At 63.8% G+C, this 12316-nt stretch carries 10 protein-coding genes; 5 read left to right on the top strand and 5 right to left on the bottom strand.

The window, feature by feature from the left end; translation table 11 throughout:
• Window positions 1-292 precede the first annotated feature (292 nt).
• Together TQ38_RS17695 and ligD are read left to right on the top strand one after the other, a co-directional pair.
• Window positions 293-1174, top strand: coding sequence for a Ku protein (locus TQ38_RS17695; RefSeq protein ID WP_043975100.1), 882 nt, complete (start codon window positions 293-295; stop codon window positions 1172-1174).
• A complete protein-coding gene (ligD, locus tag TQ38_RS17690; protein ID WP_043975098.1) occupies window positions 1146-3683 on the top strand; it encodes a DNA ligase D in 2538 nt (845 codons plus the stop codon). The genes TQ38_RS17695 and ligD overlap by 29 nt, the downstream gene beginning before the upstream one ends.
• A gap of 44 nt (window positions 3684-3727) precedes the next feature.
• Here the strand turns inward: ligD and TQ38_RS17685 are convergent, their stop codons facing one another.
• The 3 genes from TQ38_RS17685 to TQ38_RS17675 form a co-directional block, all read right to left on the bottom strand.
• Window positions 3728-4948: a phospholipase A gene (locus tag TQ38_RS17685; RefSeq protein WP_043975095.1), complete on the bottom strand. Its 1221-nt coding sequence runs from the start codon at window positions 4946-4948 to the stop codon at window positions 3728-3730.
• 151 nt (window positions 4949-5099) lie between these two features.
• The gene (locus TQ38_RS17680) at window positions 5100-6545 is read right to left on the bottom strand and encodes a L,D-transpeptidase family protein (RefSeq protein ID WP_043975094.1); all 1446 of its coding nucleotides are present in this window, start codon (window positions 6543-6545) and stop codon (window positions 5100-5102) included.
• A 59-nt stretch (window positions 6546-6604) separates the two neighbouring features.
• A complete protein-coding gene (locus TQ38_RS17675; RefSeq protein ID WP_370059820.1) occupies window positions 6605-7297 on the bottom strand; it encodes a murein L,D-transpeptidase catalytic domain family protein in 693 nt (230 codons plus the stop codon).
• A gap of 260 nt (window positions 7298-7557) precedes the next feature.
• Between TQ38_RS17675 and TQ38_RS17670 the strand changes: the two genes are divergently transcribed.
• Window positions 7558-9627 carry an AsmA family protein gene (locus TQ38_RS17670; protein ID WP_043975090.1) on the top strand — a complete coding sequence of 690 codons (2070 nt, stop codon included), beginning with the start codon at window positions 7558-7560 and terminating at the stop codon, window positions 9625-9627.
• A 31-nt stretch (window positions 9628-9658) separates the two neighbouring features.
• On the opposite strand, the gene TQ38_RS17665 is transcribed toward TQ38_RS17670, so the two are convergent.
• Together TQ38_RS17665 and TQ38_RS17660 are read right to left on the bottom strand one after the other, a co-directional pair.
• The gene (locus tag TQ38_RS17665; protein ID WP_043975087.1) at window positions 9659-10549 is read right to left on the bottom strand and encodes a Rossmann-like and DUF2520 domain-containing protein; all 891 of its coding nucleotides are present in this window, start codon (window positions 10547-10549) and stop codon (window positions 9659-9661) included.
• Window positions 10550-10592: 43 nt separating this feature from the next.
• The gene (locus tag TQ38_RS17660) at window positions 10593-11183 is read right to left on the bottom strand and encodes a TetR/AcrR family transcriptional regulator (RefSeq protein ID WP_043975084.1); all 591 of its coding nucleotides are present in this window, start codon (window positions 11181-11183) and stop codon (window positions 10593-10595) included.
• 74 nt (window positions 11184-11257) lie between these two features.
• On the opposite strand from TQ38_RS17660, the gene bdcA reads away from it, so the two are divergent.
• Window positions 11258-11971: an SDR family oxidoreductase gene (gene bdcA / locus TQ38_RS17655; protein ID WP_043975082.1), complete on the top strand. Its 714-nt coding sequence runs from the start codon at window positions 11258-11260 to the stop codon at window positions 11969-11971.
• Window positions 11972-11994: 23 nt separating this feature from the next.
• Window positions 11995-12312: an EthD family reductase gene (locus tag TQ38_RS17650; protein ID WP_043975080.1), complete on the top strand. Its 318-nt coding sequence runs from the start codon at window positions 11995-11997 to the stop codon at window positions 12310-12312.
• Window positions 12313-12316: the final 4 nt, after the last annotated feature.

Here is a 12316-nt window from a genome sequence, read left to right as displayed (position 1 = left end):
TCTATCCATTGGAGACCGGCCGCGTTTGGAGCCAAGTGGCTGTGATCCAATTCGTCAACCCAGCAGGCGCCCTGGCCGGCGGCGGCGTGACCGACACTTGTGTCTTCTATGGCCCGATCATCGCACCCGCCGCTCTCATGCTCGGTATTCTGCGGCACCGATCGTCACCTGCCGCCATGCGCCGGTGCGACGAAGCTATCGATCCTTAATCACGCAGCCTCGCACTGCTTATTAAGGCGACCGGGAACCACCTGCCCCGCATCGGCTTGTCCAAGCGAGAAAGGAATCCGCCATGCCCGCACGCGCCTACTGGAAAGGCCAGATTCGTCTGGCGCTCGTCTCGATCCCTATAGAGGTCTACCCGGCGACGCGATCGGGCGCGGCGATTGCTTTCCACCAGATCCACGAGCCCAGCGGCAAGCGAATCCGCTACGAAAAAGTCGCGCCCGGCGTCGGCCCGGTCGACCGCGACGAGATCATCAAGGGTTTCGAGGTCTCCAAAGGCAGCTATGTCCTGCTCGACGAGGAAGAGATCGAGGCGGTCAAGATCGAAAGCCGCAAAACGCTGGAACTCGTCCAGTTCGTCGATGCCGACGAGATTGACGTGCTTTATTACGAGAAGCCGTACTTTATCGTCCCGGCAGACGATCTGGCCGAAGAAGCCTACACCGTACTGCGCGAGGCGCTGCGTAAAACGCGCAAGGTCGGCCTCGGTCAATTGGCAGTGCGCGGGCGCGAACAACTGGTGTCGATCAAGCCGTGCGGACGCGGTCTGGTGATGGAAGTGCTGCGCTATGCCGACGAGGTCCACAAGGCGCAGGGCTACTTTCGCGACATCGAGGATGCGAAGCCCGACGCAGACCTTCTCGATCTCGCCACGACGCTGATCGACAAGAAAACCGCGCCGTTCAAACCCGCCGAGTTCCACGATCGCTATGTCGATGCGCTCCACCGCCTGATCGACAAGAAAGCCAAGTCCAAGAGCAACAAGCGCATCCTGGAGGATGTCGAGGAACCTGTCAGCGGAAAGGGCAATGTCATCGACCTGATGGCGGCACTAAAAAAGTCTGTCGGGGGCGGCAAGGACAGCGGCAAGTCGCCTTCGTCAACGCGCAAGCCTGCGGCGAAGAAGGCGCCGGCCTCGGGTGGCAGCCGTGCCCGCAAGCGGGCGTAGCGGCAAGGCCGGCAACCCCGGCGCCGACCTTCTCGCCGAATACAACCGCAAGCGCGACTTCGCGAGGACCGCCGAACCCGCAGGCAGGAGCGGCCGGACCGGCGGCAACAGCTTCATCGTGCAGAAGCACGCCGCGCGGCGATTGCACTGGGATTTCCGCCTCGAAGTCGATGGTGTGCTCAAGTCCTGGGCAGTGACCCGGGGGCCAAGTGCCGATCCCGAAGACAAGCGCCTTGCCGTCCGCACCGAGGACCATCCACTCTCTTACAGCGAATTCGAGGGCGGCATCCCCAAGGGCGAGTACGGCGGCGGCACGGTGATGCTCTGGGACCGGGGCACCTGGGCGCCGATCGCGGGCAAGAGCGCGAAGGACATCGAGGACGGCCATCTCCATTTCACCCTCGACGGCGAGCGGATGAAAGGCGAATGGCTGCTGGTGCGCATGAAGCCCAGGCCGGGCGAGAAGCGCGAGAACTGGTTGCTGCGCAAGGTGAAGGATGCCCATGCGCAGACGGGCGATGTCCTTGTCGAGCAGGGCCTCAGCAGCGTCCTCACCGGCCGCACCATGGCCGAGATTGAAGCCGACAAGGGCGGCACCCATTCGCTGAAAGGCAAGAAGGGCGATGCTTTCGCGAAGGTCATGGAAAAGGCCTCGGCCCGCAATGCGCAGTCCGCGCGGAAAACGCCGGGCAACCCGCCGAAATTCCGCGCCGTCCAGCTCGCCACGCTGGTCGACACTGTACCCACCGGCAATCTTTGGATGCACGAGATAAAGTTCGACGGCTACCGTGCGCTCGTCGCCGCGGCGGGCGCCAAGGTCGTCGTCCATACCCGCAGCGGCCTCGACTGGACCAACAAGTTCGCCCCGCTCGCCGCGCACATCGCCGCGTTGGACCTGCCTCCCTGCCTGATCGATGGCGAGATCATCGCCCGGGGGGTGGACGGCAATCCCGATTTCTCCAGCCTCCAGGCCGTGCTCAAGCGCGGCAACGGCAGCCAGAGCGAACACCAGCCCCTGGAATTTCATGCGTTCGACCTGCTCGAACTCGATGGGGAGGATCTGGCGGCGATGCCCAACATCGAACGCAAGGAACGGCTCGAAGCGCTGCTGGCGGATGCCGCTCCGCCCGTTTTCGTCGCCGACCACGTGATCGGCGCGGGCGAAAAGCTCTACGACGCGATGTGTGCTGCCGGGCAGGAAGGGATCATCGCCAAGCGCGTCGATGCGCCGTACCGGGGCCGCCGCACCAAGGAATGGGTCAAGGTCAAGTGTACCCGGCGACAAGAGTTCGTCATCGTGGGATGGGCGAAGTCGAGCGCCAAGGGTCGTCCGTTCTCGTCCCTGTTGCTCGGTCAGTACGAAGGCAAGACCCTTGTCTATCGCGGCAAGGTGGGCACCGGTTTCGACGCCGAGGGGCTTGCCGACATGGCGGTCCGGCTTGAGAAGCTGGCGCGCAAGACTGCGCCGCTGGAGATCGAGCGGGCCGAGACACGCGGCGCAAGCTGGGTCACTCCGAAACTGGTGGCAGAAGTGGCCTTTGCCGAACTGACCGGCGAGGGCCGTGTTCGCCATGGCAGCTTCCTCGGCCTCAGGACCGACAAGAAGGCTCGGGCGGTGACCCCGGAGAAAGCCCAGGCCGCGCCGCAGGCCGCTATCGCAGTGAAGATCAGTAACCGTGAGCGCGTCATCTTCCCCGAAAGCGGCGGCACTAAGGGCGACCTTGCGGACTACTATGCCGCCGTCGCGCCGCTCATACTGCCGTTCGTCGCGAACCGGCCGATCAGCCTCGTCCGCTGCCCGCAGGGACGAGCGAAGAAATGCTTTTTTCAGAAGCACGACAGCGGCACTTTCGGCGATCACGTTCATCACGTGCCGATCCGCGAAAAGGACGGCGGCGCGGAGGATTACCTCTATCTGGACGATGCCGAGGGACTTCTTTCCTGCGTGCAGATGGGCACGATCGAATTCCACGGCTGGGCGGCACGGGCCGACGACGTGGAACATCCCGATCGCATGATCTTTGACCTCGACCCCGACGAAGGGCTGGATTTCAAGGAATGCGTCCGAGCCGCAGGCGACATCCGCGCCCGGCTGGCCGACCTTGGGCTGGTGACCTTCGCCATGCTCTCCGGCGGCAAGGGCATCCATGTCGTCGTGCCGCTGAAACGGGGCCACGACTGGGATACCCACAAGGACTTCTCGCGCCGCTTTGCCGAAGCCATGAGCCTGTCAGAGCCCGACCGCTACGTTGCAACCATGAGCAAGGCCAAGCGCAAGGGCCGCATCTTCATCGACTGGTTGCGCAATCAGCGCGGGGCGACGGCCGTACTGCCGTATTCCGCACGGTCACGGGAAGGCGCCCCGGTCGCCGTCCCGATAAGCTGGGACGAACTCGATGCCACGAAGACTGCGCATCCATTCTCGATCGGCGATGCTCCTGAGTTGATCAGGCGGTCGGATACGCTGCATGGCTGGGGTTTTGCCGACCAACGGCTTCCGGAAATTTGACCTAAGTTGGGCCCCCCCAGCGGAAGCCGGCTATCTGAACGCCGTCACCGTACCAGCGCTACGCCGATGCGCAGGCGGGTGGTGCGCCGGTTGTAGTCCAGCAGGTTTTCGCCGTAGCCTGTGAAAGTCTGGCCGAAGAGGTAGAAGTCCGGGCCGCCGCCGAGAATGCGGCGCAGCGGGTAGGACAAGTCCGCCGCGATCGAGCCCTTGCCGCTGCCGAAGTTGAACCGGCTGGACGTGGAAAGGCGCAGGCCGTTCTCCTGGCCGATCTCGACGAACAATCCGGTGTTGCCGCGATAACGGCGGATATCCGGGTTATCCGACAGGTCGCCGGCATAGAACCATGCGCGCGGGGCGACGGTCAGCCGGGTGCCGCCGCCCAGCGAAAACGCCGCCATCGGCGCTATGTAGACGGTGTTCAGACTGCGCGAAAAGTCGCCATCGCGCCCGTTCGATTCGTGACGCATGCCAATCTGTGCGCTCAACGTAGTCTTGTCGGACAGCGCTTTGGGCGGGGTGACGTAGAATAGTTCCGGCTGGAAATCGATGTTGCGGAAGGGAGAAGAATCCGCCCCCAGATCCCAGAACATGCGCTGCGTGTAGGCGAAGTAGAACCCGTCGCCCAGTGCAGGCCTGCCTTCACGGGCGCGGCTACCGAACAACTGGTACTTGAAGCTGAGCTGTATGCGCGCCTCGCTGTTGGTGCCGGGGCCATAGACGGCATAGATCGGATCGTAGGCGCTCAGGTTTTCAAGAAAGGCATTGCCCACGGTGCGATCGCTTGGAGGCGGGGTTGCCGGGAGGGCGTCCGCGACCTGTACGTCGGGGTTCGGCGCCGCGCCTGACGGGGCGGCTGGCGGCACCGGAGACGCAGCGGCAAGCGTCACTGCCTGTCCGCCCCAGAGGGGCACCGAGAGCAACGCGCCGTCCTGAACGCTGCCGGGCGCCAACTGGTAATGCGCGGAAGCGAAGCTGCCGGGGGCGATGGCCATCGTGGCAGGCGTTGCCGGGGATCGTTGTAGCATGACGGTGCGCCCTGCGCCCAATGCGCCGGGCCGTGCGAGCCGCGCCTCGACGGCATCGGGAAGGCTTGCCTCGGCCGTGGCCGTGCCGGTGTTGAGCAACCGGATATCAAGCTGTGCGCCGCCATCAGCGCCTGGCTCGACATGACCGATGAATGTTTCGATCGCGCTCTGGGCAAACGCGGTGCCGGGCAGCGCGGCTGCTAGAGCCAGCGCTGAAATAAACGTGAGCGGTCTTTTCATACGAGCAACTGCTCTCCGGCATGGATCGGGGCATGACCAATAGGGCTTGTGATACCGCAGGCAACAGGAGTTTGCATCGTTCAGCCGCCCCGGAGGCGCCGTTTAGACGCCTCAAAGGCAGACGGAGTGTTATGGCTGAACGTCCCGCGGCTTACGGGCCGACATCGTTGCCCGAGGTCTTCAGACGGTAGGCCTGGCCCGCAGCGAAGCCCAGCGCGGCCGCGACACCGTCGTTCCAGCCGTAAGGATCGGAGCGGATGACCGGCTCTCCGTCTTCGCCGAACCCTACCGTCTGGTAGATGAGCCTGACGGGGATCTCTCGCGGCAATGGCACGAAGGTTTCCTTGCCGGTCGCGCGGGCGCGGTGCCATTCGTCGAGCACACCTTCGTCGCGCGCCAGCATTTCCGCAAAGCCCAGCGCATCCTCGACCCGGACGCAGCCGTGGCTGCGCTGGCGCTGGACTTCCTGGAACAGCTGCTTGGCGGGGGTGTCGTGAAGGTAGATCTGGTGCTCGTTCTTCATGTCGAACTTGACCAGGCCGAGCGAGTTTTTCGGGCCCGGCTGCTGGACAACCCAGCCGTCCTTCCAGGCCATGTTGTTGCGGCGCAGATAGGCGCTGCCCTTGCCGGCGATTTCCTTGTTCTGGATCGAGCGGGGCACGGTCCATGTCGGATTGGCCACGAGCCGGTAGATCGGCGATCCCAGCTGCGGCGTTTCGTTCTCCGGTTCGCCGACCACGACCTTGCGGCTGTCGGCAACCTTTCCGTCGCGCCAGTAGAGCAGCCTTCCGGCGGCTATATTTACATCGATGCGGGTAGGCGGAGCATTACGATCCAGCCAGCGCATTCGCTCCATGGCAACCGCGATCGTCCTTGCACGGTCCGCATCGGACAAGTTGAGGATTTCGAGCGCGTCGCTGCCGATGACGCCGTCGGGCTTGATCCCGTAATCGGCCTGCATGTGCTGCACGGCCTGGACCATTGCCGGGCTGTAGCTACTACCCTGCGCTGCGGCCCGGTCAAGATAGTCGGACGCCACCAACTGGCGGGCTATCGCGGGAATACGCGGGTCGGCAGTGCCGGGTTTCAGCGGCTCACCCTTGTCCGGAATGGCGGGGGTTGGCGCATCACCCTGCTTGCGCAGCGCGATATAGGCTTTTGAGAGGCTGCGATAACCATCGTCCTTGGGCGCAAGGCCATCGATCCAGTCGCCGACCTTACCGGTCGAAAGCGCACCGGCAAGCCTCCGCAGCAGGTCTGGCTTGGGACGCGGCACCGTGTAGATGTCGTATAGCTTGTCAGGATCTGAGGCACCGCGTGCCAAGGCTGCCGCATAGCGAAGCGCGCTGCGGGTCAGCGCCTTTTCGCCCTCGGCGCTGCCGGGCTGGCCTTCTACGACAAATTTCATGCGATCGAGGCCGTGTGCAGCGCGTCCGTCGATAGCCTTGCGAAGCTGGCGTACCGATGCGTCGTCCCAGTGCACCTGGTCGATGCTGGTCGCGACTGCTGCCTTGTCAGGTTCTCCGGAAAGGAAATTGCATCCGGCTAGTGTGAACGTTAGAGCCAACAGCGAACCAGCAATCACTCTTTTGCGCACACGGATCTCCTTGAAAGACCCTTGCAATAACAACGGGAAGCGCGAAGAGTTTCACAGCGTCATGTGCGGACTGCATAGACAAGGCGCCCCTGTCCCAAAAATGCGAACACATCGTCGAGCTTGTTCTCACCCACCGCGAAGCAGCCCTGACTACGGCCCAGTTTGCCGTGAGCGTTTATCATCTCGTCGTTGGCATACCACGCGCTATGTATGACGATGGCCCGGTCGAGGGCGTTATTGTTGGTAGCATCCAGCCCGATAAGGCGCTGTGAGCGGCCATGCTTGCCGACGTAGTAATTATCGGTCACGAATGCGCCTTCGCTGGAGGCGTTGGACCCGAACGCATTAGAAAAGCTCTTGAGGAAGCCGGTGTGGCCAGGATCCGAGCCAGAGCCGTGGGCCACCAGTAGCCGCGAGGCCTTGCCGCTTGCAACGTCGAGGAAGTGCAGTCTCTGCTCGGAAGAAGGCGCGGAGAAGTCGACGATGGCGATGCGATCCCGGGCCGTGATGGTCGTTGAATGCTCGTCGAGCGCGGCCAGAGCCTTTTGCAGGATCCTTGGGTCCACGGCGAAGCGCGAGGGTGCCGGAGCAATCGGGGCAGGCGCAATCGGAGGGCGCGCCGGCACCGGTACGGGCGGAGTGGACTCTGCCATGAACGGCACACGAGTTGAACAAGCCGCAGCGCCAACAGCCATCGCAGCGCCCGCAAACATCGCGGTGCGTCGGGAAGTTTGAAGGGACATTTTATCCATGAACTTATTTATGGAAATGTGCCGCTGTATTTAAAGGTCTTGACGGCGGGTTTTTCCGTTCACTTGCGCACACTTCGTTTGAATTTTGCGGTGAACCGAGAGATCGTGGTTGGTGGCCGGACTTTGCCCAATGATTGGCACCTATAGTGCGGTAATAGTGCCGGGCGGCATGCTGGCATGATCGCCCCCCAACATGTTTTGCGCACAGGTGCGCTTGCCGTGTGGAAACCAAACGCTCCCTTCGTGCGCTACGGCCTATTATGGACGCAACCACACCTATCGGGGCGGATGGCACGGCAAAGCCTGCAGACGTGCGGCGGCGTCGGCATGTCCTGAAAATCATCCGCAATACGGTGCTGATCCTGATCGGTTTGATTTTCGCGATCTGGCTGGTGCTTTTCATTACGAAGGGGCGGTTTCTGAAACATCCCTTCGAAAGCATCGCGGGCTCACTGGCGGATCGCAAGATTACGGTGGGCGGCGACTTCCAGCTTTATTTCGCGCCTCTCCGCATCAAGTTTGTGGCCGAAAAACTGGCAGTTTCCAATCCGCAGTGGGCATCGCGCGATACTCTTTTTTCCGCGCGGCGGATCGAGGCGCGCATCGCGCCGCTTTCACTGATCTTCGGCCGCAGGCACGCCTATTGGCTCGATTTGGTGGATGGAAACGCCAATCTTGAATGGGATGCGCAGCACAAGCGCAATACCTGGACTTTCGGCAGCGGCGATAAAGGCAAGCCATTCGAACTGCCGCGCATCGACCGCGCCAATGTCGCTGGCACGCGCATTCGCTATGTCGATCCGCAAATGCCGCTGCTGGCGAACCTGAGGATCGACCCTATCGTTTCGAGCGATACGCGGATCGATAAGGCCGTTGGCGTGAACGGCGACGGACGGTTTCGCGATACGCCGTTCCGGGTAGCCGCGCGCCTGCTCTCGCCCGATGCGAGCGTCGCTGGAGGCGAAAACAAGCTGGAACTGCGCGCCTGGGCGGTGAACAGCGTGATCGACGTTGCCGGAACGCTCCCGGCGCTGACCGAATTCGAAGACGTGCCGCTGCGGGTCGCCGCACAGGGGCGGGACTTGTCGGATTTCCTGGAGGTGATCGACGTCACCATCCCGCAGACGCGGCGCTACGCGCTTAAGGCGCAGATGGTGAAGGACGGGCAGGCTTACCGCTTCACCGGCATGACCGGCACCTTCGGCCAGTCCGATCTTTCGGGGCGCTTCACCGTCAACAATGCGGATCGGCTACGCCTGGACGCTGTATTGACGACACGCCGATTGGACATCATCGATGCGGCGCCCTTCATCGGCTACAATCCCGATATCGTCGCCGCCGACGGCGCGGTAGCGGCCGCGGCGGCGACGGGCGCGGGCGCGCAGCGTGTGCTGCCCGATGCGGCGTTGCCGGTGGCGTCGATGCAGCGTTTCGACGCCGGGCTGGAGTGGAAGATCGGCATCATCCGCTCGAAAAACGTGCCGGTTTCGAACGTGGCGGTAAAGCTGTCGCTCGAACGCGGGAGGCTGGCGCTGTCGCCGCTGACGTTTTCGATGGCGCGCGGGGATGTTTCGTCCGACCTGATTTTCGATACTCGTCAGCGCCCATCGGCCATCAGCTACGACATTCGCCTCGGTTCGACGCCGATGGGGCGCTTGCTTGCCGGGTACGGCGTCGCTGATTCGGGCACTACCGGATCGGTTCACGGGCGCATCAAGCTGGAGGGAAGGGGTGACACCGTCCACGATTCGCTGGCGACTTCGTCGGGGCGGATCGCCTTCGTAATGCCGCAGGGCACGCTGTGGACCCAGAATGCGCAGCTTGCCGAACTTGATCTGGGAACATTCGTCTACAAGATGTTCGAGGGTAAGTTGAAGAAGCCGATCGAGATCAACTGCGGCCTCGTCGCTTTCAGCGTTCGCGGTGGCAGCGCGACCTCCGATCCGATCCTTATCGACACCAGTAAAAACGTCGTCACCGCGCGAGGCGGCTTCAGCTTCGACACCGAAGCCGTCGATCTGGCGTTTCGCGCCGATGGCAAGAAGTTCAGCTTGCTGTCGGGGCAGTCCCCCGTGCGTCTGGGAGGGCATTTTGCCAGCCCGTCGCTACAGGTCATCAGCCCCGAACTGCTCGGCCGCGCCGGTGCGGGGCTGGGGCTGGCCGTGGTGGCATCGCCGGTGGCGGGCTTGCTCGCCTTTGTCGACGTGGGCGATGCGAAGTCCGCCGCTTGCGGTCCTGTCCTGTCAGGCGCGGGGGCTGCGGCCCAGCGCACCACCAAAGGCAAGCCCCGGACCGATCTTGGTGTTGGAAAGGCGAAGAAGGGTTCCTGAGGCAAGAGACGCACGGCGCCAGCCGCCCGGTTCAAGCTCGGGTGTTTAGTCCGGGCCCGGGCTGCATATTCGCAAGGTCTGCGAGAGGCTCCCGCCGTTCCAATTCCTCGACGGTCGCGAGCATCATGGCGCGATAGGGCGCCAGCATTTGCGGATAGCCCGCCTCGATCGCCGTGAGGTGGGCGCCGATGGTGCCTGTATCTCCGCGCAGCACCGGACCCGACAGGGCGCCGATCCCGCGTTGGAGCACATTTTCCAACGCCGCGCGTACCAGCGGCGCCAGGAGATTTCCCGGGTCATCCGCTCCCGCCGCTCGCAAGGCGCCTGATGCTCCTGCGATCAGCGTGACGAGGTGATTGGCGGCGTGGCACAGGGCTGCGTGATAGAGTGTGCGCTGCGCTTCGGCCACTTCGACCGAAACACCGCCCAGCATTTGGATAAGCGCATGGCCGCGCGCCGTCGCTATGGGGTCCGATCCGGTGACGGCGAAGCATGCCCCGGCCATGCGCGTCACCTCAAGTTGCGGGTCGCCGGTGAAGGTCATGGCCGGGTGTATCGCCGCCGTCAGCGCGCCGTTGCCGTGCAGGGCGGACAGGATCGCCGTGCCGCTGCTGCCGCTGACGTGGAAGACGAGGGGCGCGTGGTCCAGCGGCCCGGCCTGAGCCAGTGTCTCAACCACGGCCGCGATGGCATCGTCCGACACCGCAATCACGGTCACATCGCAGGCTTTCACCAGCGCGGCGAGGTCGTTCGCCGTGACGCCTTGGCCAATCTGCGCGATGGCATCCTCTATTGCCTTGTGCGTGCGGCCCCAAATCATTGGCGGCGCGGCGCTATGGTCGCCAAAAGCCAGCGCCATGGCGCGTGCCACTTTGCCTGTGCCGATGATGCCGATCTGCCGGATGAGGGAAGGAGGTGCCATGCGAGCCGTTTAACGCCTGGATCGCGATCGCACTATACCGGCGTCAATCGCCCAGTTCCGCCGCGATGCCCATCAAGGCGATGCGGGCGACGCTGGCCAGTCGTTTCTCGTCCCAGCCTTCGCGGGCGGCAGCGGACATGCCGGACATCGTGGCGACAACCATGTCCGTTACGCTATCCGCCGCATCGGGGTGCGACTGCATCATGAAGGCGTGAATGGCGGCGCGCGGGCGCTGAGCAGCGGTGCGCGCCAACTGGCAGATATCGGAATCCGTGGAGGAGCGAGCGGCCTCCAGCACAAGGCAACCGCGCCGTTCGGGATCGGCGGCATAGCCTTGCGCCGAATTCAGCAGCAACTGCGCCAAAGCATCAATCGCCGGGCGGCCGGGCACGAACAGATCCGCGATCGGCGTGGCGGCCGCACTGTAGCGCTGGAGGACGCGCTCGAAGAAGGCGGCTTTGCTGCCGAAAGCGGCGTAGAAGCTAGGGGGCTTGATGCCCAGGGCACTGGTCAGCGCGGCAAGGCCGACGCCTTCGTAGCCCTTTTCGTGGAACAGCGCCTCGCCTGTCGCCAGCGCCTGTTCGGTGTCGAAGCCGCGCGGCCTACCTCTTCCCGATATTAAATTAGCAGTCACTACAAAATACCTCTTGAAGACCCTTCCGCCGAGATATATGTAGCGATCACTCAATATTTATCAAGGAACGTGACATGTCAGGCATCGCAGGCAAGAAGGCACTGGTGATCGGCGGCAGCCGCGGCATCGGCGCCGCTATCGTAAAGAGACTGGCGGCCGACGGCGCGCAGGTCGATTTCACTTACGCAGGATCCCGGGAAGCCGCCGAGGTTCTGGCGCTGGAGACCGGAACCAGCGCGATCCGTTCCGACGCCGCCGAACGGGACGGCCTGATCAAGACCGTGCGGGATGCCGGACCTGCCGATATCCTGGTGTTCAACGCCGGACTGCTGGTGGCCGGCGATCCGCTGGAACTGGACGCAGACGCGGTCGATCGCATGATCGACGTGAACGTGCGCGCGCCTTACCATGCCGCCGTCGAAGCAGCGCGGACCATGCCCGAGGGCGGGCGCATCGTGTTCATCGGCTCGGTCAATGGCGACAGCATCCCGTTCCCCGGCCTTGCCGCCTATTCCATGACCAAGTCGGCATTGCAGGGCATGGCCCGCGGCCTTGCGCGTGATTTCGGTCCGCGAGAGATCACCGTCAACGTCGTGCAGCCGGGACCCACCGATACTGACATGAATCCCGCCGATGGCCCGATGGCCGAGATGATGCACGGCGTCATGGCCATCAAGCGCCACGGCACCGCCATGGAAGTGGCGAGCCTCGTTTCCTATCTCGTGAGCGCGGATGCGCGCGGCATCACCGGCGCCATGCATACCATCGACGGCGGTTTCGGCGCCTGATCGGCAGGCCATAAGGACACAACATGCACAGCAGCGATACCGACGTGGTGATCTACGTCACATACACCGGAACGCCCGAGAGCCGCTTCGACCGGGACTATTATACCGGTAAGCACATGCCGCTGGTGATGGCCGCCTGGCAGCAATACGGCCTTAAGAGCGCCGCCGCCTTCTATCCGGCCGTAGCGGGCGACGGCACCGTGGCGATCTGCGAATGCCGGTTTGCGGACGAGGCCGCGCTGGAGGCTGCATTCGCCTCGCCCGAGGCTGCCGGTGTGATGGCGGACGTGGCGCGCTTCACCGATCTCGTGCCCGCGCGGGTGCGGGCGGCGGCGCTCTGAGCGG

Origin of the sequence: Novosphingobium sp. P6W, assembly GCF_000876675.2 — a bacterium.
GTDB lineage: Bacteria > Pseudomonadota > Alphaproteobacteria > Sphingomonadales > Sphingomonadaceae > Novosphingobium.
Note: the sequence above shows the minus strand (reverse complement) of the source record. Positions and strands in the feature narration are given on the sequence as shown.